The sequence below is a fragment of the Bradyrhizobium sp. USDA 4538 genome (assembly GCF_024171045.1).
In the GTDB taxonomy this organism is placed as follows: domain Bacteria; phylum Pseudomonadota; class Alphaproteobacteria; order Rhizobiales; family Xanthobacteraceae; genus Bradyrhizobium; species Bradyrhizobium australafricanum.
Window position 1 is genome coordinate 8,911,288 of record NZ_JALJZE010000001.1, and the last position, 26,097, is coordinate 8,937,384.

General features: G+C 62.1%; 24 protein-coding genes and 1 pseudogene. 2 read left to right on the top strand and 23 right to left on the bottom strand.

Annotated elements, in window-relative coordinates; all coding sequences use genetic code 11:
- Nucleotides 1-103: 103 nt before the first annotated feature.
- From J2R78_RS41165 to J2R78_RS41215, 11 genes and pseudogenes are all read right to left on the bottom strand, one after another.
- Entirely contained in the window at nt 104-475 is a 372-nt protein-coding gene (locus tag J2R78_RS41165; RefSeq protein WP_028345441.1) for an MmoB/DmpM family protein, read from the bottom strand.
- Nucleotides 476-481: 6 nt separating this feature from the next.
- Nucleotides 482-1,552 (bottom strand): aromatic/alkene monooxygenase hydroxylase subunit beta, encoded by a 1,071-nt coding sequence (locus tag J2R78_RS41170; RefSeq protein WP_225646127.1) that lies wholly within the window; start codon nt 1,550-1,552, stop codon nt 482-484.
- 59 nt (nt 1,553-1,611) lie between these two features.
- Nucleotides 1,612-2,652: a 2Fe-2S iron-sulfur cluster-binding protein gene (locus J2R78_RS41175; protein ID WP_225646126.1), complete on the bottom strand. Its 1,041-nt coding sequence runs from the start codon at nt 2,650-2,652 to the stop codon at nt 1,612-1,614.
- Between the two features lie 82 nt (nt 2,653-2,734).
- Nucleotides 2,735-4,405 (bottom strand): aromatic/alkene/methane monooxygenase hydroxylase/oxygenase subunit alpha, encoded by a 1,671-nt coding sequence (locus J2R78_RS41180; protein ID WP_225646125.1) that lies wholly within the window; start codon nt 4,403-4,405, stop codon nt 2,735-2,737.
- A 631-nt stretch (nt 4,406-5,036) separates the two neighbouring features.
- Nucleotides 5,037-5,243, bottom strand: a complete 207-nt coding sequence (locus J2R78_RS41185; RefSeq protein ID WP_225646124.1) for a hypothetical protein — start codon at nt 5,241-5,243, stop codon at nt 5,037-5,039.
- A gap of 496 nt (nt 5,244-5,739) precedes the next feature.
- On the bottom strand, nt 5,740-6,792 hold the full coding sequence (locus tag J2R78_RS41190; protein WP_253609242.1) for an NAD(P)-dependent alcohol dehydrogenase: 1,053 nt from the start codon (nt 6,790-6,792) through the stop codon (nt 5,740-5,742).
- Between the two features lie 125 nt (nt 6,793-6,917).
- Nucleotides 6,918-7,118 (bottom strand): annotated as a pseudogene (locus J2R78_RS41195) (acetyl-CoA C-acyltransferase); the annotation flags it as partial.
- Between the two features lie 352 nt (nt 7,119-7,470).
- Nucleotides 7,471-8,151, bottom strand: a complete 681-nt coding sequence (locus J2R78_RS41200; protein WP_253610041.1) for a cupin domain-containing protein — start codon at nt 8,149-8,151, stop codon at nt 7,471-7,473.
- A gap of 91 nt (nt 8,152-8,242) precedes the next feature.
- Nucleotides 8,243-9,553, bottom strand: a complete 1,311-nt coding sequence (locus J2R78_RS41205; protein ID WP_253609243.1) for a tetratricopeptide repeat protein — start codon at nt 9,551-9,553, stop codon at nt 8,243-8,245.
- Nucleotides 9,550-10,425, bottom strand: coding sequence for a glycine reductase (locus tag J2R78_RS41210; protein ID WP_253609244.1), 876 nt, complete (start codon nt 10,423-10,425; stop codon nt 9,550-9,552). The genes J2R78_RS41205 and J2R78_RS41210 overlap by 4 nt, the downstream gene beginning before the upstream one ends.
- Nucleotides 10,422-11,621, bottom strand: coding sequence for an MFS transporter (locus tag J2R78_RS41215; RefSeq protein ID WP_253610042.1), 1,200 nt, complete (start codon nt 11,619-11,621; stop codon nt 10,422-10,424). The genes J2R78_RS41210 and J2R78_RS41215 overlap by 4 nt, the downstream gene beginning before the upstream one ends.
- A 183-nt stretch (nt 11,622-11,804) precedes the next feature.
- Between J2R78_RS41215 and J2R78_RS41220 the strand changes: the two genes are divergently transcribed.
- The gene (locus J2R78_RS41220; RefSeq protein WP_253609245.1) at nt 11,805-12,680 is read left to right on the top strand and encodes a helix-turn-helix domain-containing protein; all 876 of its coding nucleotides are present in this window, start codon (nt 11,805-11,807) and stop codon (nt 12,678-12,680) included.
- Nucleotides 12,681-12,738: 58 nt separating this feature from the next.
- Here the strand turns inward: J2R78_RS41220 and aspT (J2R78_RS41225) are convergent, their stop codons facing one another.
- Both aspT (J2R78_RS41225) and aspT (J2R78_RS41230) read right to left on the bottom strand, forming a co-directional pair.
- Nucleotides 12,739-14,433, bottom strand: coding sequence for an aspartate-alanine antiporter (gene aspT / locus J2R78_RS41225; protein ID WP_253610043.1), 1,695 nt, complete (start codon nt 14,431-14,433; stop codon nt 12,739-12,741).
- A 26-nt stretch (nt 14,434-14,459) separates the two neighbouring features.
- On the bottom strand, nt 14,460-16,151 hold the full coding sequence (gene aspT / locus J2R78_RS41230) for an aspartate-alanine antiporter (RefSeq protein WP_253609246.1): 1,692 nt from the start codon (nt 16,149-16,151) through the stop codon (nt 14,460-14,462).
- Nucleotides 16,152-16,513: 362 nt separating this feature from the next.
- Between aspT (J2R78_RS41230) and aspD the strand changes: the two genes are divergently transcribed.
- On the top strand, nt 16,514-18,139 hold the full coding sequence (gene aspD / locus J2R78_RS41235; protein WP_253609247.1) for an aspartate 4-decarboxylase: 1,626 nt from the start codon (nt 16,514-16,516) through the stop codon (nt 18,137-18,139).
- Between the two features lie 105 nt (nt 18,140-18,244).
- Here aspD and J2R78_RS41240 read toward each other — a convergent pair whose 3' ends face one another.
- The 10 genes from J2R78_RS41240 to J2R78_RS41285 all read right to left on the bottom strand — a co-directional run bounded on the left by J2R78_RS41240 (nt 18,245) and on the right by J2R78_RS41285 (nt 25,962).
- Nucleotides 18,245-18,982: an outer membrane protein gene (locus J2R78_RS41240; RefSeq protein ID WP_253609248.1), complete on the bottom strand. Its 738-nt coding sequence runs from the start codon at nt 18,980-18,982 to the stop codon at nt 18,245-18,247.
- Nucleotides 18,983-19,193: 211 nt separating this feature from the next.
- Nucleotides 19,194-19,424 (bottom strand): hypothetical protein, encoded by a 231-nt coding sequence (locus J2R78_RS41245; RefSeq protein ID WP_028344998.1) that lies wholly within the window; start codon nt 19,422-19,424, stop codon nt 19,194-19,196.
- A 244-nt stretch (nt 19,425-19,668) separates the two neighbouring features.
- Nucleotides 19,669-19,962, bottom strand: coding sequence for an HdeA/HdeB family chaperone (locus tag J2R78_RS41250; RefSeq protein WP_225646106.1), 294 nt, complete (start codon nt 19,960-19,962; stop codon nt 19,669-19,671).
- A gap of 23 nt (nt 19,963-19,985) precedes the next feature.
- Nucleotides 19,986-20,282, bottom strand: a complete 297-nt coding sequence (locus J2R78_RS41255; RefSeq protein ID WP_028334156.1) for an HdeA/HdeB family chaperone — start codon at nt 20,280-20,282, stop codon at nt 19,986-19,988.
- A 53-nt stretch (nt 20,283-20,335) separates the two neighbouring features.
- A complete protein-coding gene (locus J2R78_RS41260; protein ID WP_253609249.1) occupies nt 20,336-20,764 on the bottom strand; it encodes a universal stress protein in 429 nt (142 codons plus the stop codon).
- A gap of 189 nt (nt 20,765-20,953) precedes the next feature.
- Nucleotides 20,954-21,376 (bottom strand): hypothetical protein, encoded by a 423-nt coding sequence (locus J2R78_RS41265; protein ID WP_253609250.1) that lies wholly within the window; start codon nt 21,374-21,376, stop codon nt 20,954-20,956.
- Nucleotides 21,377-21,405: 29 nt separating this feature from the next.
- On the bottom strand, nt 21,406-22,338 hold the full coding sequence (locus tag J2R78_RS41270) for a DUF2950 domain-containing protein (RefSeq protein WP_375166694.1): 933 nt from the start codon (nt 22,336-22,338) through the stop codon (nt 21,406-21,408).
- On the bottom strand, nt 22,335-24,047 hold the full coding sequence (locus J2R78_RS41275) for a DUF3300 domain-containing protein (protein ID WP_253609251.1): 1,713 nt from the start codon (nt 24,045-24,047) through the stop codon (nt 22,335-22,337). The genes J2R78_RS41270 and J2R78_RS41275 overlap by 4 nt, the downstream gene beginning before the upstream one ends.
- Before the next feature lie 87 nt (nt 24,048-24,134).
- Nucleotides 24,135-25,457 carry a TAXI family TRAP transporter solute-binding subunit gene (locus J2R78_RS41280; protein ID WP_229189525.1) on the bottom strand — a complete coding sequence of 441 codons (1,323 nt, stop codon included), beginning with the start codon at nt 25,455-25,457 and terminating at the stop codon, nt 24,135-24,137.
- Between the two features lie 91 nt (nt 25,458-25,548).
- Nucleotides 25,549-25,962, bottom strand: a complete 414-nt coding sequence (locus tag J2R78_RS41285) for a hypothetical protein (protein WP_253609252.1) — start codon at nt 25,960-25,962, stop codon at nt 25,549-25,551.
- Nucleotides 25,963-26,097: the final 135 nt, after the last annotated feature.

Consider the following 26,097-nt stretch of genomic DNA (forward strand, 5'->3'; position numbering starts at 1 on the left):
AATTTGATTAGCTCTGTTCGATCAATCCACGCGTCGTAGCTGCGCGAACACCTTGGAAGCGGCGGGCCACACCTTTGAGGATGCGGCCCCCAGTGAGTGAGCTTCACTCGATGTATTCGAAGACCTCGTCCATGTTCCCGAACAGCGTCACCGTATTGTCGTCGATGCGCACCATCCGGCCGTAATGGGTCGAGGTATTCACTTCGAATATCTCGGCCGTCATGTCCTTTCCGAGGATGTCGCTGATCTCGTCCATCTTGAAGATCAGCTTGCCCTCGCCGTCGATGCGGATCAGGGCCGGCTGGTAAGTCACGGTCACGTTCGGCTTCTTGCCCATGAATTCAGCGATGGCGCGCGCCTCGACGCTGTCGTTCATAGTGACGCCGCACTGATGGGAAATCGTCTGTTCGAAACGAAGATCTCCCATCTTCTGGAAGATGTTCTGGTTAGTCGCACTTCTTGAAGCAACGGACATTGCAGTCTACTCCTTGGGAAGGACGAGACCGAGCTCGCCGAGAATCTTCTTGATGCGCTCGACCGACTGCGCGCGGACGTCGGCGTACTGCACCGGCTTCGAATGTGGCTGCGACCAGATCGGCTGCAGTCCGGCGGCCGCCTTGCTTGCCAGCGCCACGTGCTTGTTCACCCAGCCCTGGAACAACTTCTTGTTGTGCGCGGCATACTGATTGTCGCTCACCAGCAGATGCATCAGATCGATCGTGTTGGCGAGATTGCGCTCATAGTCGGCCTCGGCCGCCGAAATCACCGTCGGCGTGATGAAATCGCCGTTCGGCGAGCCGACCTGCATCAGGAAGCCGCTGCGGAACAGCTCGCCGACCAGCGGCTCGAACACGATGTTGGTGGCGAAGTACTGTTCGAGATAGTCGGCCGACCCCATGATCGACTCGATCGCTTCGCGGGTGCCCTGCCAGCCTTTGTCCTCCAACCACGCCCGCTTGCCTGCGGCGTCGTCGAAGCCCGGAATGTCCATTCCGATCTCGGCGAGATAGAGCGTAATGTCCTGGGCCAGACGAAGCTTGTAGGACGAGTTCGTCAGGGTCGCGTTGTTGATCATCTGGGTATAACCGTAGCGCTGAGCCTGCATCAGCGACGTGCCGAGCCCGAACTCGGCATGTTTCCACGCGCCGAGATGGTTTTGCAGGATCTTGACCCAGGCCTTGTCGAACCCCTTCGGCGCGCCGGACTTGCGGCCGTTGGCGATCACCGATTGGACCATCGTCTCGATCTTGGACTGGCGCTGGTAGTGGGTGCGCTCCCACTCCTGGTCGGGCGCACGGAAGGCGTGCCAATTCGAGCTCAACGCGGCCGTGTTGTCCTTGGTGTAGGCCCCCTTCCCGTTGGGAAAAGAGATGATCCAGTCCTGCAGCAAATAGCGCTCAGGATCGGGCTGAACGTCTACGGTCACGTCCTCATAGTGCGTCGCCCGCTTGCTGCGTGGCTCGAAATACCGGTACTTGCGGCTGTCCGAATCCGGAAATACCGCAGCTCCTGCTGCACCGGATTTCGCTAGAACACTTTGAACGGCAGTCATGGTCGTCTTCCTCCTCCCTTGGTGGGCTCTACAAAAGGCACGCTCGCTAGTCGGAACTCTCAGTTGTTGGCTGGTGTGAACTTGTCGAAGAAGATGCGATCCGACTCGACGTCGTTCATCTGCAGCACTGGCACCAGCGCCTCGATCATCGGCGACGGTCCACAGGCATACACGTCGACGTCTTCGCCATATCCCGCGCTGCGAAGATGCGCTCCGACAGCTTCGTGCACGAAGCCCTTTGCTCCATCCCAGGCCGTGTCATCGGCCGCATGGGAGAGCACCGGAACGAAGTGGAACTCCGGATGCCTGGCGGCGAGCTCCGCGAAGCGATCGAGATAGAAAAGATCGTTGCGCGTCCGTGCTCCGTAGAAGAAGTGTACCGGGCGTTCTTCGCCAGACGCGATGTGATCATGCAGAATCGACCATAGCGGCGACATTCCCGATCCGCCGCCGACCAGGACTATGGCTCCGGTTCTGTTTTCTCGCCGGAAGCAGGTCCCGTAGGGTCCGCGGAGTCCGACCGCGGTTCCGACGGCGAGGTCTCCGTCGAGCCGGGAAGAGAAGCGTCCGTTCGGGTACTTCTTGATGATGAAGGCGAGCTTTTCGCCCTCGATCGGCGAATTTGCCATGGAAAACGAGCGCGTAATCGTCTCTGCCCCCGAGAGCGTGATGTCGACATATTGACCAGCCCAGAACTTCAGAGGTTGCTCGAGCGAAATCTCGAGAAGCCGGATGTCATGGGTCAGTGCGGAGACGCTCGTGACTGTGCCCGTGAAGTCCCTGACCGGGATCGATTTCGACAGCACCTCCTCGTCATAGTTGAGGAGCTCCACCTCGAGATCCGAATAGGCCAAGGTCCGGCACAGCAGGATGTAGTCCTGGCCTCGCTCCATCTCGTTGAGGGCGAACGTCGAATACTTCTTGAGTTCTACTTCGCCTCCGGTGAGAACGCATTTGCACGCCGAGCACTGCCCCTCCTTGCAACCATGAGGCAGTGCGATGCCCTGGCGGAATGCGGCGTCAAGAACGGTCTCGTTCTCCTCGACCTCGAATTCTATGCCTACCGGCTGCAGGCGAACGACATTAGCGGGCGTGCCCATAGGGCCTCCTCAAACCAAGGCTTGCGTATCTTCCGGAGATCGATCGGGAAGAGCCGGCCGGAGCCGGCTCCTTCCGTCTCGGTTAGTTGCAGGGATTGATGGTGAATCCCTTGCGGTACTCGGCGAGGTGCTTCTCCCGGTCGGCCGGGCTCATCTCCCGCAGCGTGAGCAGCGGGCTCTTCAGGATGTGGCCGCGGACGTCGTCGAGCGTCCACATTTCCTTCTCGTCGAAGCGCAGGTGCGGCTGGGCGACCAGGGTCTTGCCGTCCGTGCGCACGAAGCCGAGATCCTTGATGGCATCGGCGATATCCACGTTGTGGTAGACGCTTTCCCATTCGCGACGGCCGCTGAACCGTCCCATCGCCGGGGTCGGACGCCCCTGGTACTCGCCGGCGAAGGCTTCGACGGCCGTCCACCGATCGAGCTCATGGGCGAACGTGTAAAGCTTGCCGTCGATCTCGCCCGTGACCATGTCCTCGCGGATCAGGCAGGGCACCAGGCACGACCAGCAACGATGCGGATAGACGTAACCGACATCGCTGTTGAAGAGGATGTTGGTCTGTCCGCGGTGCGACAGCTTCTCGTACCATTTCCAGAAGTCGCCGAACTGCGCATACCAGCCAGGATACTTGTGCTCGAACCACTCGAAGTCCTTGTCGGTCTGGGCCTCGATGCGCCAGAAGTTGGCCGACCAACCGACCGCGAAGAACTGCGCGACCTTGTGGACGTAATGCTTCTCGGTCAGCCGCTTCCAGGCAGTCTGAACGTCGTCATGATGGATCTTGATGCCATACTTCTCGAGCGGCAGCATGTACGTGCGATAATAGTCCTCGAAGATCCAGCGGTGCCACATCTCCGCATAGGACTCCTTGGCCTTGTCGCGGTTCGTGGTGCCGTATTCGATGAAGGTTCCGATCGCCGCGTCGACGATGGCGTGGTTCTGCCAGAACGCATAGCGCATGTCGCGCTCCAGCAGCAGATGGTTCTCCGGCTCCTTCAGCATCGACATCAGCATCGAGTGGCCGTTGCCGATGTGCCGGCTCTCATCCGACTGAACTGACAGGAACACCGTCGGCAACGCATAGTCACCGTTGCGTGCGGCTTCCGACGGCATGGCGACGAACAACGTGTTGGTGAACGCGGTTTCGGCGACCACGGTCAGATACACGTTCGCAGAGGTGATTGCGTCCCCAGTGATGAAGCCCTCACCGAACTGCCTGCCGATCGTGGTGGCGTAGCACTTTCCGAACGCTTCCTCTGTGATGTCGAAGCCGGCCGGATCGATGTAATTCTCCATGTACCACTTCTTGAGATTCATCTGGATCGTCGAGTGACGGAACTCGTCGACCATCTGCATCGTGAAGCCGGTGCGAAGATCTTCACCCGGAGCAAGGCGACCAACCATGGCCATGGATCGCGCTGCGGAGATTTCCGGGAACGGAATGATCGCCAGGAACAGCTTCATCCACTCGACCCAACGTGGCTCGACGTTGCGGAACATGTCGCCGCGCAGCGCAGCGTCGAGCGCACCGTAGACGCGGTTGTCCTTCTCCTCCTGCATCGGAAAATAGGAGCGGAGGACCTGCTTCATCGGATCCTTTGGCGCCTTCGCAATCTTGTAGTCCGTGGGAAAAGTCATCGCTTCCTGGACGTAGGAAGGGTTCCATCCGAGATCTGCAATCTTCTTTGCAGCATCACCGACGGATATGCCGCGCTGAGCGGTGATCTTGTTGAGTGTTAAAGTTCCAGACATCTCGTCTTTCCTCCTGATCGGGTCAGAAACCACATCGATATTCCGCCTGCCTGAGCCTTCGAGGACCGGGCAGTGCTTACCCGCGCGTTACGGGCCACCTCGCGACCGTTTGCACGGCCGGACGCTTGATATCGGCAAGGGTTTCGGGAACGACTGTGGTGCACCGCAACGATGATCAGGAGCGATCTTCCGAACCACGGTCCTTCGATCGCAATGCTTCATCCCGCACATCATGCGCCCTCAGCCAAGCGTCCCCTTCCCTCGTTCTTGTCGCGGCTCGCCCCGGACGGAGCAGTCGGCATTGTTGTGAGCAGGAGCTTTGCAATGGGCGTGCCAGCGCGTTGGAAGCACTGGCCAGCGCGCTTTCAGAGGCGCTGATGCTGATATTGAGTGGACGGAGCCGTCACATCCGCCCGGCTTGCGGGTGAAGGAGATGCAGATTGCGACGGAAATTGCAGAATGAGAATCCCGACAATGCAAAAGCATCGGCGTGCGCAGCAATTTTTGCACCGCAAAAGCGAAGTGGCTTCGTCGGAAGCCGCAGCGACCGCACGTTGGATGCCGCGATGTTTCGGGATCTCGACCTGGATGGCTTTCTTGCCCGAACGCTTCCCCCACGCGGTTGGACGAGCTAGCGGGAGGTGTCCGCAACGGCCGAGTGCTTCGTCTGCGCCGCCTTGGAGATCCAGCGGTCGCAATAGAGTGCGTAGCAGTCATGACCGCAGAAGGACAGCCCGGTGCTGAATTCCTTGAGATAGCTCGCGCCGATTGGCTCACAGCAAAGCATGCAGAGGGTTCTCGGGCGCAGCCTCATGCCGTTCACCAGAATGAACCTCATGTGACGCCTCTCAATGCGAAGAAACGATGTCACTGGCAATCGCCCCAAATCATCCGCGGAACCGCGAAGCATCTTGCAGTCGGCTCCCGGCGTTATTGAATCGATCAATGCGTGCTGCGATGGGTGCCTGCGCATAGTTCGTGCAACGGCCGTGCCAGACTCCCGACCACCGCTTCCTGAACAAAGTGATCGCCGGTGATCCTGGATGACCGCGCCGCCCCGACTTGAGAGCGACCGCGACGCAAATTGCGACAACGATATGCAAATTGAGACTCGCTGCGAACTTCCGTTGGTGTTTTTGCGATGCAAAATGAGCATCTGTTGGATGCCTGGAAGCCGATTTGATCGACTGGCTGCTTCCGCCCGGTCCTAAAAACCTCCTTCCTTCAAGCCATCTCCGGCCTACACAACCGAACGAGAGCTCCTTCGCTGTGACAGGTGGCCGGGCCCGTGAAATCCACCACGAGCAAATGCTCGCGGTGGACCACGTTCGACTTCACGGAATCAATACGGCGCGTCCATGAATCTTGCCGGCATTGAGATCATGCAAGGCCTTGTTTGCATCGGCGAGGCGATACTCGGCGGTCGCCAATTCAACCAGACCGCGGTCTGCGAGCGCCATCAACTCCGTCAGTTCGGCCCATGTGCCAACCAGATTGCCGATGATGTTCTTCTCGGTGATCACCATGTCGACGGTCGGAATGCGGATGTCCTCGCCATAGCCGACGACATAGTAGCTGCCCATCGAACGGGTCATCGCCAGCCCCCTGGATGTCGTGCCCTTTTCGCCGACGAAATCGATCACCGCCTCTGCGCCGTTTCCGCCAGTCAGAGCCAGAACGGCAGCCACTTCATCGCCGTCGGCTTTCACCAGATGGTCGGCACCTGACTTTTCGGCTAGCTTCAGCGACGCTTCGGACTTGTCGACGACGATAATATCGGCGGCGCACATTGCCTTGAGGCACTGGATTGCGATGTGGCCCAATCCACCTGCACCGATAACGACGCAAGACTCGCCGGGCAAAAGGTGACGCGTCGCCTTCTTGACGGCGCGATAGGCGGTGAGCCCCGCATCCGCGTAAGGCGCCACCTCCTTGGGGCCAAGCGTCCGTGGCAGCGGCACGATATTCCGCTCCGAGGTGCAGAGGAATTCTGCATAGCCGCCGTTGCAATCCAGACCAGGAAATGTGCCGGGGCCATGCATGTCGAAGCCGCGACGACAGGCGAGACACGTCCCTCCGGTGATCTTCGGATGAACGATGACGGGGTCTCCCTTTTTCAGTCCCTCGACTTCCTTGCCGACCTCCTCGACCCAACCTGCATTTTCGTGTCCCATGATGATGGGGAGGAGTTTGTCGCCGGACGGATCCATGTGCGGCTTCCAGACGCCTTCGATGATATGGAGATCGGTCCTGCATACGCCCGCGCCGCCGATTCGGACGATAACGTCGGTCGACTTCGCAAGCTTGGGATCAGGTACGTTTTCTTCGATGACCCAGCGGTCGTTGGACAGCTTCTCGTCATACGCTCTCAATACTTGGGCTCTCATGTTCTCCTCCGTCTGCCCAGCGAACCTTGCGCTCGCCGTCGCGGAGGCGCCTCAGCATTTTTTGTGCCAGCACAATTGCTATTGCAGCGCGACGCAGGACTCGGGGTGCCTGTCGGGAAACTTGCCCCGATCAAGATGGTGCCCGTCACGCCAATTGGATGACCCAACGCGATCGAACCTCCTTTGACGTTGATCTTGTTTCGATCGATCCGCAGGTCGCGGATGTACTTCTCCACGGCGACGGCGAACGCCTCGTTGACATCGAACAGGTCGATATCATCGAGAGTCAGTCCGGCCCTGGCGAGCACCTTGAGGGTTGCGGGAACAATATCCGCGGCCGGCGCGACAATCTGCACAGTGGGAAGCGCTTCGTAGCGCCCCATGCTCGCGCTGCCTGTCGTGAGATTTTTCTTGATCTCCGGGTGCACACGTCGTGCACACGCGGCCATCTAACCAACTGAAAATCTTGAACTCTCGCTCCAATCCATCATCGGGGCAACGGAAAATTTCCATGTCATCTCAATTGCCTAGCCGCAACATCGGTTCAATGCAACATGATGTTTCGGAGCGCTGCCCGGCCGAAACAGGCCCGGCCCAACCAAAATATCGAAAACAACCCCATGCAAAGTAGCTTCGCCATTGCAGGGAGCTCAACGGAGGCGGTCAGAACTGTACCGGCTACCCGGGAAGTCGACAGACATCCGGATGCAGCAGCGGCGCCTCCTTGATCCAGATTTTCGCGCCCTGCGGGCCCACCGTCGCCTTCAGGTCGACGCCGGCGGGTAGCCGACCCCAGCCCGGCGGCTGCAGCGTCTCGTCCCCGATCGTTAGTCCCCCCGATAGAACAAAGAACTCGAGCCCGCGCGCGTTCGCAAGGCTGACGATTTCACCCGGCCGCCAGTCTTCAAGGCGGACCTCTTCGTGGCCGTCGTCAAATAGCACGCTGACGTTGCTTGCACCGGGGCGCGGCGCAACCTGTTGGCCCTCACCTGGCTGACGCACGACCTGGGTCCGGTCCTCGTCCCGGAACTGCCAGAGCCGCACGAAGATGGTGCAGCCGTCCTTCGAGGCGGGAACATGTGACGTCCCCGGAGGGTTGCGGAAGTAGCTGCCCGCGGGATAGTCGCCATGCTCATCCTGAAAGGTACCTTCAAGGACGACAATCTCTTCTCCACCGCCATGCGTATGACGCGGGAAAGCGCTACCGGGAGCATAGCGCACGATCGAGGTGGCGCGCGCGACTTCGCCGCCAATGCGGAACAGCATGCGCCGATCCACGCCGGCCGACGGACTGGCCACCCAGTCCAGCTTCGAGGCGTGAACGATAACAGGCTTCGACAGATCATCGTTGATGCGCATCATTACTCTCCCTCAGGCGGCGCCATCCGAAACCCACCACTTCGCCATTTCGGATCTCTTGGCCAGTGCAGGTCCCTAAACCAGGACACGTTCAGATGCCCGCGAGCGGAACGCCACTCGCCGCATTCTGCGGTCGTCGTGACGCGATCAGCCGCCGCGCCTCGTCGGCGCGACCACTGCGCAGCAAGGCGCAAGTGACGGAATATTCCAGCAGGTCGCGCTGCGCGCGGCTGCCTCCAACCCTTTCATGGGTTGCCAGGACGGGCGTTAGCTCATCGACGACCCGTGTCCAGTCGCCCTTGGCCAAACCATCGAAGCCGCGCGCGATGGGCACCACCATGTCCGCGGCGGGTCCCTTCGGGTTCTCGATGATCCTCGCCAAGGCCTCCGCATCGCCGGCCATTGCAAAGGCGAGCGCGCTGTGCATGTCGGCAAAGATGATCCCCGAGTTGGGAAACCACTTCGCCGCATACTGGCTGATCTCGCTCCACAGTTCCGGATACCGCGGCTCGCCCGCCATCTCGGCGCGTGCAAGGAACGAGGCGCAATCGGTGAGGACATTGATTTGCGGCCCCCACGAGCCGCCCGGATGCAGCGCCTCACGATAGATCTTCCAGGCTTGATCCCGCCTGCCGGTCTCCAGCGACCACAGGGCAAGATGCCAACTGATATGGCAATGCAGTTGCGCCTCGCGTGGGTAAGCGGCGTTCCATTGCTCGAGATAAGCCAGCCCCTCCTCGCGCTGTCCCTTCTCATAGAACAGATGGGCCTTGATATGCGCAGCGTGAGCGTTGCGGGGACAACCACGAAGGGCGGTCTCGATATTCCTGAAACCACTGTCGAGCCTGTGCAGCTCGATTTCGGCAAACGCGAGCACGGTTCGAAACCACCAGTCATCGCCGTAATGGGTTGCAAGCGGCTCCAGCATCGCCAGTTGCTCAACCTCGCGGCCGGACTTGCCCGAGAAGCCGATCAAGCCGAAGACACCGGTGGCCGGTGCCAGCACCATGGCATCGCGCGGCCAGTGCTTGATATGTTCGGCGATCGCCGAAACCGCCGCAGCGCCTTGACCACTCAGGATCTTGGCAAAGATCGCAATATGACCTTGCTCGCGCGAAGTCGTAGCAGGCGCTAGCGCGATCGCGCGTTCGAGCGGCGCTTTGACTTCGTTGCCGCGACCGAGCAGTTGCAGGGTTCGCGCAAGCGCAATGTGCGCCAGAGCAAAACCTTCGTCGGCGGCGATCGCGTCGCGGAATGCCTGGTCAATCCCCGACCCAGCCGAGAGCAGCTTGTCGACGCCGGCGACATATGCGTCGCGGGCGGCGGCAGAGCTTGTGCTCAAGGGGTTGCCGTACCGGTCTTCAAGAACGCCCAACCGATTTCCCATCGAACTCTCGGTCATTTTGATGACACTCCCTCCATGGAAACCTGCTTGGCCTTGGCTTGCCGCCGGCGGCGCTCATCACCCAGCTTGAGCAGCCGCTCTCGATCCGCTGGATTTACTCTCCCATACCGGGGCCGCCAAAGGGAACCCTCCTCCTTCCACGCAAATGGCGCTTTCACAGTCGTTCGCGGCGCCGTCGCCGTGTCAAAAAGGGCGAGCGCCTGGCGCATGATTTCGCGATGCATGTCCGGTCGCCAGGGATGCCCGCAAGGATTGCCCAGCGGGAAATCCGTGAAATAGAACCGTGGCACGCCGCAGTGCTCCACGACATCCTGCGCCGAGCCGACAATGACCGTCGGAATGCCGTTCGCTTCCAGATGCCGGGCCACCAAGCTTACGGTCTGATGACACACGGGGCAAAGGGGGCAAAGGATCGCAGCATCAGCCCCGTCTTTTCGAACCCGTGCCAGGATTTCAGGTGCATCCTCCGCGTTCGTTTTCCGTTGGCTGTATTCTGTCGGCACGCCGTGAAAGTGCCGGGTCAGTCCGACGAGGGCGCCTTCGCCGACCAATCCAAAAGCGGCTTCTACCGGCAAGAAGCTGCCCGGATCATTGGTGTGGGTCGACTCCTTGTCCCACGCAACGTTGTCGGTAAACAGCTTCCTCGGCGGCGGCGAAACCACACCCGACCATACCCGCTTGACGCCGTCAAAATCCGGCGGACTGGCCGTGGTAATCAGTGCGATACGCAGGTCCGATGATGGTTTGGCAGGTTTGGTGAAAGGGACATCATCATAGGTCGCCCAGACGTAGTCGTTGTCGTAACCAAGGGCACGGTAATATTGGCGCGTTCGCTCCATGTATTGAACCGGGGTTTCCGCTACGCTCATGTGGATTCTCCTCGAGACGCTAGCCTGGTCGTGCGGCCGGGCCGGTATGAAAAGCCGATGAGTGCCAGCAACGCGGCGAGCAGTGGTGCGAACGACAGCATCAGGACGGTCGACCAGCCGAAGGACGACAGCAACCCGCCCGAAAGGAAGGAGCCGACGGTCATCGTGCCGAAGACCACGAAGTCATTGAGCGACTGAACGCGCGCCTTTTCCTCGGGACGATGGCACTCCAGAACCATCGCGGAGGCGCCGATGAAGCCGAAGTTCCAGCCGATCCCGAGCAGGCTCAGCGTCGCCCAGAAATGCACGACATCGATCCCGAGCAGGCCCACCGACGAAGAGGCAGCAATCAGGATCAGCCCGACCGCGACGATCGCGGATGCGCCGAAGCGCGTGATCAGGCGGCCGGTCCAGAAACTCGGGGCGTACATCGCGATGACGTGCCACTGCAGACCGAGATTGGCCGATTCCTGAGGCAGCCCGCAGAATTTCATCGCCAGCGGGGCTGCGGTCATGAGGAAATTCATGAGCAGGTAGGAGACGACCCCGCAGATCACGGCCAGGATGAAGCGCGGCTGCCGGGCAATGACAGCGAACGGCCTTCCGGCGTCGAGATGCGTTGCAGTCAGTGGGGGAAGCTCAACGCCCGCCAGAATAACCGCGGAGAGCGCGGCAACCGCCGCCTGGCCGACAAACGTTGCGGCAAAGAGGTACGGCGCCCACAGATTCATGGTGTGCGTCACAAGCTGTGGACCGATCACACCGGCGAACACACCGCCAGCCATCACGGCCGAGAGCGCGCGCGGACGCCGTTCAGGTGCTGCGCAATCGGCCGCCGCAAAGCGGAACGAGAGCACCACGGCCGCGTAGACGCCGCCAAAGAAGGTCCCGGCGCAGAATAGCGGGAATGACGCGTTGAGCACCGCCAGGAGCGCAATCAAGCCTGCGAGGACGCCGCTGCCTGCACCAAGCAGGAATGTCATGCGCCGGCCGTAGCGCTGCACGACAACGCCCGCCGGCAGCGTGCACAGAGCCATGCCGACGACGAAAACCGAGACCGGCAGCGTCGCAAGTGCCTTGGTGGGCGCCAGCATGTCGCCGAGCACGGCCCCGGTTGCGTACACGACCGTGGAATTGGCGCCTGCGAGGGCCTGGGCGACGGCCAGCCTTGCGACATTGTTGCGCTCGCGGCGAATGGCGGTCGGCGCTTCATGGTTGGGAGCGGAAAAATTGAAGTTCACGCTGCGGCTTGCTCCGCCGTTGGATATCCGTCGACGGGACGTCGCCGATCAGACCAGTGGCCGGTCCACGGGCCGTGGATCACCGCGTCGGAGTTAAGGAGAAATCGCTGGACTTTTCCCTCTACAGATTGCCAATTTATGTCGATGAAACGTCACATTTCGCGAGGGAATGCCGGCTGGAAGACGGTCGATGCCCCGCACGGCCTCGGATCGCCAAAGCCTTTGATCGTTCGGGTGCAGTCTCTTCCCGCGAGGAGCTACTTCGCCGAACACAGTCACAGCTGGAATCAGCTCGTCTACGCGATCTCGGGCGCGCTCACCGTGAAGGCGGATGGACGGCGCGTCGTCATTTCTCCGGAACAGGCCGTCTGGCTGCCGGCCGGTACGAAGCATTCGGTCGGCTCGCTGATGGGAGCGGAATTCCGGAGCCTCTGGGTCGCCAATGCTGCCAGCGAAGGCATGACTTCGCGCACGACCGTCATCCATGTGTCCCCGCTCCTGCGGACGCTCATCGTGGAAGCCGCGTCGCTGAAAAGCGAGGATCGTCGCTACGCCGACCGCGTTATCGCGCTCATCCTCGATCAGTTGCGGCGGGCGACGCCGATCTCGGCAGCGTTACCTTGGCCCACCCACCCGGGCCTGCTGGCCCTCTGTGAAACCCTCTACGCCGATCCAGCGAATCCTCGCCGCGCCGAGAGATGGGGGCGTGAGATTGGCATGTCGCCGCGAACCTTGACGCGACACTTCGAGCGCGAAGTCGGCATGAGCTTGCGTGCATGGCGTCAGCGTCTGCGCCTGCTCAAGGCTATCGAATTGTTGGGCAGTGACCTGCCGATCACGGAGATCGCGTTGCGTCTGGGTTATTCATCGGCCTCAGCATTCATATTCATGTTTCGCTCTGAAATGCGCGTTAGTCCCCTGCAACATCGGCGCAATCTAAGCCACGCAGCCAGCAGAGGGACTTCATCAAGGCATCGATCCGGACCTCAAGGTTCGCCCCACCGATCGCGCTGACCCTTCAGCCGTAAGGCGACTCTCAATGGCGAGGTAGGCGCGAGCCGTCCCTGCCCCGTCATCCAGCGAAAACGACGACCATGATCGATCCCCAGGTCGTCAGCAGAATATTGGAGATCGGATAGGCGGGCGTGTAGCCAAGCACCACCACGGAGCTGCCCGAGCGCTCCTGAATGGCCGCCATCGCGGCCGTCACCGTCTGTGCGCCGGTCAATGCACCGAGCAGGAGGATGGGGTTCATGCGCAACACGAAATGGCCGAAACAGAAGCCGACGATCTGCGGCAGCAGGGTTACAAACATGCCACCCAGCAGCAGGCCGACGCCCGACTCCCGTATGGCGGAGAGGAAGACCGGACCGGCATGGATCCCGGTCAGGCCGACGAAGGCAGCCAGTCCGAGCGACGTCATCAGGCTGATGGCGCCATCGGGGATCCGGCCGAAATACGGCAGACGTGTGCGGAGATAGCCGACAAGAAGTCCAGCGAGCAGCGTACCGACGCTGGTGCTCAGCGAGATCGTGACGCCACCAATCGAAAAGCTTAGGAGCACGCCAACGAGGCCGCCGAAGAAGATCGCGAGCCCCAGCACCACGAAATCGATGCTGGTGCTTGGCGCAACGATGACGCCGATGCTCTTGGCTGCATTCTGCACCACCGATTCAGGACCGACGACGCGAAGCATATCGCCGCGCTGCAGGACAACGCCGGCCGCGATGGGGAGAGCTTCATCGCCGCGGCTCAACGAACGCAAGTAGAGGCCGCGTGCCCAGCTCTGTTCCGACGCCTGCTGCAGACTGCTGCCTGCCAGCTCCCGGTTGATCAGGAACACGTCCGCCGAGATCACGGGGATGTCGAGCAGCTCGCGGTCCTCCACCTCCTCGCCGCGCGGTCCGATCAGTTCGACGATGGTCTGGCGCGGCGCCGACAGCGCGATGATATCGCCGGCCGCGAGCACCGCTCCAGGCTCTGTCTCCAAGATGCGCTCGCCGCGACGAATGCGGTGGATGAACACGCGTTGCCCGGGCACACGAGCTTCGGCGGCGGCCACCGACAATCCGGCGATCGCCGCCTGAGCATCCAGCCGGTAGGCACGCAATTCGAATTTGCGCCAGGCAGACGCCAGGCCGGGCTTGGCGCGCGTGATGCCCAAGGTCTGCTCCAGCTTGAGCGCCTCCGCCTTCAGATCGATCTTCAGCAGCGCCGGAACGATCAGGGTGCAGAATGTGATCACGCCGGCATAGCCGAAGATGTAGCAGACCGCGTCGGCCACCGCGATGTGCGAGACCAACAACGCGCGCTGTGCTTCGGTCACGGCGAGCCCATTGACTGCATCGGTTGCCGTACCCATCGCCGCGCTTTGGGTGAGCGCGCCCGACATGAGCCCGGCTGCAAAGCCGGCGTCGAGTCGCAGCACGCGTGCCGCGACGATCGCTGCCGCAAGCCCGGTGAGGCTGACGACAACGGCCATCAACATCGGCTTCAGCCCGTCGCGCTTCATCGCCAGCATGAATTGCGGACCGACCGAATAGCCCACCCCGAACAGGAACAGCAGGAACAGGAACGATTTGGTCATGCTCGAGACGGGCACATGCGCGAAATCGCCGACCGCGAGTCCTGCGAACAGCGCGCCCGTCACCGGGCCGAGGCTGAAAGCGCCGATCTTGAAGCTTCCGATCCAGTAGCCCGCGGCGATCACCAGGAATAGCGCGAGCTCCGGATACCGAACGAGAAATTGCGCCAGCCAGGTCAACATCGTCTCAACACGGTCCCGCGCCGCGGCTATGTCATCATCATCACCAGCACCATGCCCCAGATCGTCAGCAGCGTGTTTCCGACCGCATAGGTGACGGTGTAGCCAAGACCGGGAATCTGGCTCTTCGCGCGGTCGTTGATCATGCCCAGCGAAGCGGTCGTGGTGCGCGCGCCGGAGCAGCATCCGAGCAGGATCGCGTCGTGGAACCGGAACACGTATTTGCCGACGAACATCGCCAGGATCAGCGGCACGGTGGTCACAACGACGCCCCAAAGGAACAGGCTGAAGCCGAGCTTTTGCAGGCCGGCGACAAATCCCGGGCCCGAGGAGATTCCGACCACGGCAATGAAGACGTTCAGGCCGACCGAGTTCATGAACCACACGGTGGGTGACGGGATGCGGCCGAAGGTCGGGTGCACGGATCGGAGCCAGCCGAAGAACAGGCCGGAGATCAGCGCGCCGCCGGAGGTGGACAACGTCAGCGGCACGCTTCCGATCTTGTAGACGAAGGCGCCGACCAGGGCGCCGATCGCGATCGCAGCCCCGATGAAGGCGACGTCGGCAACATCGGTTGCACGGTCCGGCCGGCCCAGCATCTTTGTGGTGGCAGCGACATCGGACGTGCGGCCGACCAGGGTGAGGATGTCGCCCCGATTGATCTTGGTGTTCGGCAGGATCGGAATCTCGGTCGCGATCGCCCCCCGGGCGATCTTGCGCAGGAATACGCCGCGAGCGCCCGGTTCCTTGCCCAGTTGCTCCAGCGTCTTGCCGTCGACGTCCTTGCTGGTCACGTAGACATCGACACCTTCGATCGGCACCGCCAGCAGCTCGCGATCGTCAACTTCCTCCGCCTGCTCGCCGATCAGCTGCACCAGCACATCGCGGCGCCCGGCGACGGCGACGACATCGCCGGCATGTATCACGGTGTCGGACGTTGCCTCCACGATCTTGCCGGCTTGCCGGAGCCGGAGGACGAAGATGCGATGATCGGGAAGCAGCGCCTCGGCCTGCCCGACGGTCTTGCCGGCGACGGGTCCGCGCTCATGAACGCGATAGGCGCGCACATCGAACTGGTGCCAGGCCGTCCCTGGGCCGCCCAACTCCTTCTTGCCGCCATGCTCCTCCTCGTATTTCTTGCACGCGGCTTCGAGATCGATCCCGAGCAGCGCCGGTCCGAGCAGCGCCAGCACGATCGCCGACCCAACCGTGCCGAAGATATAGGTCACGGCATAGGCGACCGGCATGGCATCGAGCAGCTTCTTGGCTTCGTCCGCGGGCAGACCAAGGCGATTGATGGCGTCGGTCGCGAGTCCCATCGACGCGGAGATCGTCTGCGAGCCGGCATAGAGCCCGATCGCCGATCCGACGTCGTAACCGGCGACCTTGGCGCCGAGATAGGCGGACAGCAGACAGAAGACGCAGACCACGGCCGCGAAAATCGCCTGCGGGACGCCGTCCTGCGCGATACCGCGCACGAATTGCGGTCCGACACCGTAACCGATTGCAAACAGGAACATCAGAAAGAAGAACGGCTTCAGCGGCCCTGATATAGTGATCCCGATCTGGCCGATGATGACAGCGGCGACCAGTGTCGCGGTGACCGCGCCCAGTCCAAGCCCCTTATAGGTGAAGGAACCGAAATAGTAGCCCAGGGCCAGCGAGAGGAAGATCGCAATTTCGGGATAGGTGCGGAGCGTCTGGAAGAGCCAATCGATCATGATGTCACCCGTTCATGCTGTCCCGGGGCTTCGGCGTGCGCCCGCTTCGATCTCGTGCACGGGTGCCGAAAAGGGCGAGCAACCGTATCGGTCGACATCAGACGGCGGTTGGCGAGCAGGATGTTGATCTATGTCAACCGCAGCTGCGAGAGCCTCGCGATTTCATGATCTTGCCGACACCACACATGTGCCGCGCACTCGCATCGTGAGCGACTATCCGTCGCAGCATCGCATCGCCTGCGCGTGACCGTTGACATAGATCAAGGCTCGTAACCGGTCGCCGATCATGCTGCGCGCGATTGCGCAGGCAACGGAGCCTGTCGCCTCCATTCCAACAGCATGCATCGCCCCGGGAGTGTCAAATGGCCGATCTTCTGACCCTGAAGAAATTCGAGGCGTTGAGCCCCTTCGAGATCAAGGACGAGCTGATCAACCTCGCCAAGAGCAATTCGAAGCGGAGCCAGATGCCCTTCCTGAACGCCGGGCGGGGCAATCCGAACTGGGTGGCCACGACGCCGCGCGAAGGCTTCTTCCTGCTGGGACAATTCGCCATCACCGAGAGCAAGCGGGTGATGGAGCACCCGGCGGGCATCGGCGGCATGCCCCAGGCAAGCGGCATCGCCGGCCGGTTCGAAGCCTGGCTCAAGCAGCACAAGGACATGCCGGGTGCGAGCTTCCTGACCGAGATGCTGCCCTTTGCGGTCAAGAAATTCGGCTTCGACCCGGACGCCTTCGTCCACGAGCTGGTCGATTCGATCATCGGCGACAATTACCCGGTGCCGGACCGCATGCTGGTGCACAACGAAAAGATCGTGCACGAATACCTGATGTGGGCGGTTTGCGGCGAGCCCCGGCCGGCCGGGAAGTTCGACATCTATGCGGTCGAGGGCGGCACGGCGGCGATGTGCTACCTCTTCAAGTCGCTGAAGGCCAACCGGCTGCTGGTGCCCGGCGATACGATCGCGTTGGCGACGCCGATTTTCACGCCCTACATCGAGATGACGCACCTGGAAGACTACGACCTGAAGGTGGTTCAGATCAGGGCTCCGCAGGAGAACAAGTTCCAGTTCACCGACGAGGAGATCAAGAAACTGGAGGATCCGAAGATCAAGGCCTTCTTCGTGGTCAATCCGTCCAACCCTCCGGGGATGGCGTTGAGCAAGGAGACGGTTGCCAAGCTGGCCAATCTGGTCAAGACCAAGCGCCCCGACCTGATGATCCTCACCGACGACGTCTACGGCACCTTCGTGCACGGCTTCCGTTCGCTGCTGGGCGAGCTGCCGCACAACACCATCGGCGTCTACTCCTATTCGAAGTATTTCGGCTGCACGGGATGGCGGTTGGGGGCCATCGCCATCAACGAGGACAACATCTTCGACAAGATGATCGCCAAGCTTCCGGACGAGGCCGTCAAGGCGCTCGACAAGCGCTACGGGCCGCTTACGCTCGAACCGCGCAAGCTCAAACTGATCGACCGCATCGTCGCCGACAGCCGCGACGTGGCGCTCAATCACACCGCGGGATTGTCGTTGCCGCAGCAGGTGATGATGAGCCTGTTCTCGCTCGCGGAGATGATGGACGTGAACAAGGCCTATCAGGCGGCCTGCATGGAAATCGTCAACAAGCGCCTGTGGTCGATGCTCGACGGCCTCGGGCTGGCCGACAAGCTGAGCCCGAATCCCAACTATGATGCCTACTACGCCCTGATCGATTTCGAGTTCTGGGCCCGAAAGAACATCGGCGACGACGCGGTTGAATACCTGAAGAAGACCGTCCACCCGCTGGATCTGGCGTTCAGGCTGGCCGAAGCCCACGGGATCGTGCTGCTGAACGGCGGCGGCTTCGATGCCCCCGAATGGTCGCTTCGCGTGTCGCTCGCGAACCTGCCCGACGATGTCTATGACGATATCGGGCGCGGCGTTCGGACGATCGCCAGAGGCTATCGCGACGCCTACGAAGCAACGAAGGGCGCAGCCGCAAAGCGCTGACAGCGGCGCTTGCCGCACTTCGGACATTTGGTCCGGTAGCCGCCAAAACTAAAAGAAAGGCCCCGGCAAGAATGCCGGGGCCCAAATTACATCCATCCAGGGAGATCAGTATCTGGCGACGACCGGCCCGCCGAACCGATAGTTCAGGCGGATCGTCAGCAGATCCACATCCTGTCCGATCCGGTTGGCGGCGCCGGCCACGATGGGATTGACCACCGAGAACGTGTTGTTGGCATCGCCCATGAACAGACGGTCATATTCGAGCCCGACGGACCAGTTCGGGGTGAACCCGTACTCGAAGCCCACGCCGACGGTACCGCCCCAACGGGTCGATGTCGCCGACGCGACCCCGATTCCGCCGACCGTGGTAAAGATGTCATAGCGATTGCTGGTGACCGCTGCACCACCCTTCACGTAGAACAGCGCGGCATCCCAGGCCCAGCCGAGCTGGCCGGTGAAGAGACCCAGTCCATCGGTCTTCGTTGTCGTCGAGAACCTAGGATCGATGAGGCTGAGGCGCGAGCTCTTGAGGTCCGCCCAATCACCCTGTCCTTCCAGGCCGAAGACAAACTGCCCTGCCTGCCAGCGATAGCCGAGTTGTCCGCCGAAAACGCCACCGGAGCGCGAACTGCACCCGTCGGCCACGACACCTCCCAGGGCGGGGAGGAAATCCCAGCAGGTCCGGCTCTCACCCCAACCGCCATTCGCACCGATATAGAAGCCGGTCCAGTTGTAGACCGGCGGAGGGACCGGCACAGGCGCCGCCTTGACGGCCATGTCAGCCGACAACGCCGGCGTGGCCATGCCGACAATCGCGGCGACAGAAAGCAAAAATCTCTTCATGGAATGATCTCCGGGTCTCTTCGCGTTAATCGAGAAAAGCAGTCCTTGCGCTCGTCCAATCGGGGCAGTGGTCGAAGCCTAGATGTGAGTCACGAAAAGCCACGTGCCAAAATGGCAACACCCAAGGGCAAACGAACAGCGTGCTCGGGCTCTGCGTTCAACTTCGGTGCAGCACGAAGCTCGTCCTGCCGAACAGAAGCGCCGAGCCGGCTCACTGTTCGACGAGCCAATCGGCAATGTTCTGCGAGGGGATCAATTGCCTGGGGAGGTGCGGATTGATGGTGCCGGCAAACACGACCAGCCCTTCGTCCAGTTTTGACCGCGCAAACGCCTTGGCTTCCGATTCGCTGGCAAATGTCCTGGTCTCGCGAGGGCTGCGCGCCCTTCGAGCCAATAGACCACGTCGGCGAATTTCATAAGTGACATACCAGATGGCCGACACCGCGACACCGGGCAAGAGCAAACAGCCCTAGCGACACACCATCAGGCCGGTGGCCGCGCCTTGACCTTGGTCAAGGGCGCGGACCGTAAAAATACGGGCGCCGCGGCCCGAGTTGAGGGAGAAGCGATTCGATCGGAAGCGCGAGTGAACCACAAGCCTGCCGACCGTTGGCATCGCCGGCTTCACCGCCACCCCGAGAAGGACAGGATGCCGTCCGCTGCCTGCGCGTTCGCAACGACGATGATCAGCGCCAGTTCTTTTGCATCGCATTCATCACGGTGTCCGCCTTGTGCGACTTGCAGTACTTGCCGATAACCTTGCCGTTTCGCTCGACGTAGCGAAAATCGACGACGGTCAGGTTCTTCGATGCGCTGAAATAGCCCGACATCCAGGAGCTGATCAGCGTTTGTCTTTCCTGGTCCGACTCCAGCAGTTGCTTGCAGGTAATGAGGGAGAGATCGACGACGACTTGCGCTTTGGCCACGACGCTGGTGGCGAGAAGTGCAACGGTCGCAACGGCAAGGATCGATGGTTTCATTGTTATCTTCCAACCCTGTTTGATCACTGGCCGGCCGTAGAGCGCTCGAGGCCGGCCATCACGGTCTGAGTGGGATTGGTCGCGCACCACGCCTTTACGCTTGCGACATTTCGCGCATATGCGTTGAGATCGACAAAGACGTATCCCTTCTTTTGATTGAACCAGCCACTCATCCAGGCAGAAAATACGGAAGAATCGCCCGGGGACATGGCGAGGTATTGCGAGCAAGTTATCCGCGCCATATCGATGCTCGTCTGCGCTTGCAGCGGACCCGACAACGCCGCACCGGCAAGAGCCAGGCACACAGTGATTTTGTTCATTCGATTTCTCCCAAGCTCCATGCACAGTACTTTCCATCCAGCGATCTGCACGCTCACTGACAGACAAGGACCGGAGTCCTTGCTTGCGTCAGCACCTTATTTGTCACACTGCCGATGAGAAGCTTGGAGAGCCCGCTGCGCCCGTGCGATGACATGACGATGAGATCGCAGCCCTTGTTCTCGGCTGCTGCGATGATGGCTTGATGGGGTTGCCCGCTCTCGACCTGGCTTGTCTCGCAGGGAACACCGGCCTCCCTGGCCGCGTGTGCGGCACGATCCAGCGCGCTCGTGGCCTCTTCCTTGCGTATCTCGGCAAATCTCGCGAGCAGATCACGGTACCGCCCTCCTATTTCCGAGAGCGGCTCAACGACGAAGATGACCGATACTTTGGCTCCGAGAGATTTCGCCAGCGCCAACCCGTGCTTCACCCCTTGCTCCGCCAGTTCCGACCCATCTGTCGGAGTGAGAATGTGCCGGTACATGCCTCCACCTCCCGGTTACCTGGATGACCTATCGCCGCCCCGCCGAATGCAGGTTGAACCTGAGCCTCGGACCCGGCCTTGAGATAGATCAATCCATCGCTCAGCGCCGCCCCCCGGACGCTGGTCGTCGCGCGGCGGAGGCACCTTCCACCTGCGGCCCATCTGAGGCAGGGCGAATCGAGCCCGAGCTCAGCGCAGCGAAATCGTGAGCCCGCCCAGATTGGCGGCGAATTCCAATCCTGCTTTCGGTCCCTTGAGCATCAGAACCACGCCGTGTTCATTTCGCAGGCTCACCCCGCCTACGCCACCAGCCCATGCGCCACCTGCTCCGACCAGTGCGTAGCTGCCGGCGAAATCGTTGACCTCCCTGATGCCTGAGGCGGTGCCCTCCAGCCAGGTCACCGACGCACCGGCAGTCACGCCGAGGCTGAAGCCGGACGCGATGAACCGATAGTGCCGCCCGCGGTAGGTCAACGTGCCGCTGCCGCCGCCGCCGCCCACGACGAGCGCCGCCTTCACGAACTTGACCTGGACGTGGCCGACGGCCTGGGCGAAGCATGGCGCGACCAACAGGACCATCGCCGCAAGCGCCAGTATGACGGAACGGATCATGGGTCGCGTCAACACAGCCCCCTCCTCGCTCAGGGATTTGTCGGATCCACTTTCTTCCAGGTCTGATCCGGATCGAAAACGATCATGCGCTTGGCGAGGAAATCGGTGCGTGAGCCGAGATCCTTCTGATAGACCGTGCCTGCGTGGTTGACCAGGAAGGTCATGACGCCGGAATTGCCGTATTCGGCGGGATAGGCGACCAGCGCGAATCCACCGATCATCTTGCCCTTCACGACGTAGTTCAGCGCGCCGCCGGGGGCGTCGGAGCCCTGCGCCTTCAGGATCCGATAGTAGTAGCCGTGGTACGGCATGCTCTGCTCGCCGACCTTGTAGCCTTCCGCAGCGGCCTGGGCGGCCAGCTCGCCGAGCGGGCTTGGATCCTTGTCGTCGCGCCAGAACAACCCGTCCGTCTTGCCCGGCCTGCTGACGATGCGCTGGGCATAGGCGCCCACACCCTCGCCGCGATCCTTCTCTGCGTATTCGTTCTGTGCGTCGACATAGGCAAGACTGGTCTGGATCGCGGCCAGCTCATTGCGGCCGATCCTGCGGTAGAGGATTTCGCGCCGCCCCGCGGCGGCGTCGAAACTCCAGCCGTCATTGTTGTTGACGAGCGGGATCGGGAACGGGAAATCGTCCCTGCCCAGAATCAAGGTGGCTTTCTTGTTGCCGTCAGCCTTGATCGAATGCTTGGCGTCGTAGGCAGAAAGAAAGCTCTCTCGCGCATTGGCGTCGGCGACATCGTCGCCCGACTCGATGATATCGGCGGCATCGCGGCCCAGCACCTTCAGCATCGCCCGGCTGGTGCCGGTCTTGACCGCGGTTGCCAAGGCGGACGCCGCGTCTTCCGGATTGGGGAAGCCTTGCTGGGCGCGCGCAGGAGATAGCATCAGGGCGAGTGCTGTTGCCGCGGCGACGCCGATCGAGGCGACACGATCCAGTCGCGAGTATGAGGGGCCTGTCATCGTGATGCCTCCGACGGGGACGGAATCTTCGCGCCGGCGGCAAGCCAGTCGTTGTAGCTGCGGAACTTGAGCCCAAGCTTGTCGTAATAGACCCTGAGATAGCCGTCGGCGCCGCGCGTCACCGCCGCCGGCATGACCTGCTCGACCTCCTGCGCCATCACGCCGACATAGGCTTTGCTGCTGCCGAGATAGCTGAAACGGTAGTAGCCGAGGCCGTTGGCGAGATGCCCAAGCAACTCGATATCGTGCTTGAGCGCGATGTCGGAGCGTCGTCCACCGCCGCCGCCACGGAAGCCGCCACCTCCGCCACCACCGCGGAAGCCGCCTCCGCCGCCCCCGCCGCGGCCGGCAAAACTTGCGCCGCCGCCGCCGCGCGGCATGCTGGCCATACTCGATCGCCCGCGCGCCGATGCCGCCGCAGCTGCCCGTCCGGACGATACGTTCATGGCGCCGCCGCGACTGCCACCGCCGCGATTCGCCGCAGCTGCGCGGTTACCGGCATTGCCGCGGTTGGCGGCCTTGGCGCGATCGCCACCGCCCTTGTTGCCGGCACCCGCGCGGTCGCCGCCCTTGGCGCGATCGCCTGCACCTGCACGGTCACCACCCTTCGCACGATCTCCGCCGCGGTCGCCTCCACGGTCTCCAGCGCGATCGCCCGCACGATCTCCGGCGCGATCACCCGCACGGTCGCCGCCGCGGCCTCCTGCCCGGTCACCGGCGCGATCTGCGCCCGGGCGATCGCCCGGATTGAGAACCTGCTGACCGTCACGGCCGCGAAAGTTCATCCGATCGCTGGCACCGGCCCGATTGGCGTTGCCGCCGAAGCGCTGCTGGACATTGCTGTTGTTGTAGCGAACGCCCTGGCGATGCGCCGGATTGTGCTGCCAGCCATTTGCGATGTTGGTGGTCCGATGATTGACATAGACGTTGCGATTGCCCCAGTTGAAGCCGCCACCCCAATAATTGCCCCAGCGCCCGATCGCCCAGCCGGCACCGAAGGCAAGACCTGCCGCGACAACACCGGCGCCGATATAGGACGGATAGCCGAAATAGTACGGCGGATATGCCGCATACGGCCACGCGCCATAGACCGTGGCCGGATCGTAATAGGGCACATAGACGGTGTTCGGATCGGTCTGCTCGATGACGATGACCTGCTTGTTCTCCTGGGTCTGGACGCTGACCTTCTGCTGCTTGGTCGTCACCAGCTTGTTGTTGGCCTGCGCCTTGCTGCGCAGCCGCTGGATCGCGTCCATGACGTCGGGCTGCTGGGCCAGCACGGCATCACCCAGATTTTTCGTCCAATCGATCTTGTCGCTCATCATCGCGAGCACGTCGGCGGTGCTCGTGAGCGCCTTCACGCTGTCATCCCAGGCCTGCTTGTCGACCTCGGCCTTGAGCGCATCCCCTTTCAGACTCTTGCGCTCCTTGACCCAGCGATCGGCCTGCACGACCTCGAGCGGATAGGTCGACGCCGCCAGCACGTTGGCGAGCAGTGAGTCCGGGTAGAGCGCGATCGGCGCCACCAGGGCTTCCAGCTGTTCCGGCTTCAGGAGCTGATCGGTCGGCTGGGTTGCCGCAGCCGGCTGGCTAGCCTGGGCGGGCGGGCTGGTCTGGGCGGGCGGCTTGTCAGCCGTTTGCGCGAATGCGGCAACGGACGTCACCGACACCAGCACAACCGCGAGCAGAATCTTGCCCCAACGGAACATCGCGACCTCCATCGACACCAACAGTCGACAGCATCGGCCACGATCCCCTCCCCTCCTTGATCGAGATCAAGGAAACTGTCCTTCGGCTCAGCTTTCGACTTGGCTTCCGGCCTGGCCCGGCTGTCGCGACGCAAGGTGGATGCGGCGGTCGTGAATCAGGTTCTCGAGCCGATGGGCCGCAACGTTCACCGCCGTGACAGCGCGCTCGGCCTTGTCGTCCGCGACCGGCTGCTCGCGCTGCGTTCGCAGCACCTGGTCGATTTCGCGCTCGATCTCTTCGAGATCCGACACACGCCTGGCCATCCGAATTCGCCCTGCCAGTGCATAAAGCGTGTCGAGCGCCTCCTTCCGGCTCGGTGCCTCGCTCGAGCGGAGAAATTTCCACGCCGCCGCGAGCACCGACGCAAGCCCGCCTGCGATCATCGGCGCCAGGAAGATCGCATTGCCCCATTGATCGAGAAAGCTCTCCCTGGTCCCCTCATAGACCGCAGCCGCCCCGGGATGCACGGGAATGTAGGCGCCCGCGTCGGTATCAGGCGTAGCGATCTGGGAGAGCGCCGGCAGTTCGGCGAGCAACTCTCGCCGCGCGTTCATGATCGACTGCGTCAGGTCGCTGATCACGTCATTCCCAAGCTTCTTCTGTGCTACCAAATAAAACGACGTCTGCAGCGTCGTCAGGTCATCGGCAGGAACAGGCGGCGAGCCGCGCAGGGTTCCCTTGGGTACGTCGAAGCTTTCATAGGCGCGCTCTTTCTCGGCGATGGCTCCGGCGGACTCGATGGCGATCATCACCGGGCCGGCTCGCGTGGTGCGCGCGAAGACATTGCGCAGCAGCGAAAGATATTTTTCGGTCAAAGGCATGACGAGCAGGATCGCCCGTACCTCCTTGGTGTCGAGCGCCCGGCGCGCATCCGCGGGGGCGAGCGGCTTGAACGTCACGCCCGCGCGCGTCAGATCGTATTCGTCGGTCAGCACCTTGATCAGCTTCTGATTGGCTTCGGCGCCGATCACACCGATCGCGACGCGTTTCAACTCCGCCACGTCGGATATCGCAGCGCCGGGCGGCGCGACCAACAGGACGGTGGCGTGGGCCAACACGATCACGGCCTGGGCCTGCGATAGATCGCCGACGTCTCCACGGACGACCGCGAGGTCCACCTTTCCGGACGCGAATGCCTTGGCGGACTCAAGCGGTCCCGGCGTCTGGACCAGGCTGAGCCGGACTGGTGCTTTCGATTGGGCGAACTTTCCTGCGATCGCCGAGACCAGCCTCCCGGCCTCGCCGTCCAGCGACCCAACCGCGATCGTCAGGGTCGTCGGCCGCTCGTACCAGCGATAGGCGAACAGGCTCGCACCTCCGGCCAAAAGCACAAGGCCGGCCACCAGGGCGATGCGCAATGACCTCGGCAACCTGCTGGGATCCACGGCGCATCACTCGATCGGTTCGGCGCCAGCCGACAACGGTCCGGCGGCGCTGAGCCAGCGCGGGGAGCGGATGCCTCTAGATCTTGCAACGATGATAGTTGACCTCCATCCCCTCGATGCCCGGGAATTGGCGCGTAATGGTATCGTCGTCGACGGCCTTAAGGAAGAACTGCACATTCGATACCATGATTCCGGACGCACAACCGACGATGATGTTGATGGTCTGGCCGTCGTCCTTGCGCGATTTGATCTTACAGTTCTCGAACTTGCTCCGGAGGCGATCGGGCTCGGCGATGAATCCGCCGCCATAGACGCCAGAGAAGTTCGTGAAGGTCAGCTGGTTCGCCCTGCCCTTGTGGGCGAACACCTTTCGGCATTGCTCGGCGCTCGTGGCCCAGGCACCCGTGAGATCGAAAGCCTGCGCGCAACCCGGCAATCCGAAGATCATGCCCGTCGCCACGATTGCGCGAAACTTACAGTCCGGTTTCATATGGTGTCTCCCCGTTCGCGCCCGTCAGTGACCGCTTAACACCAGCGTCTTGATCGGCAGCAGCAGAGCTTGAATCCGAAGCAGCAAGGCATGAACGAGTGCAGTCGCGTCGACGGCGTGCAGGGCAAAGCCTTT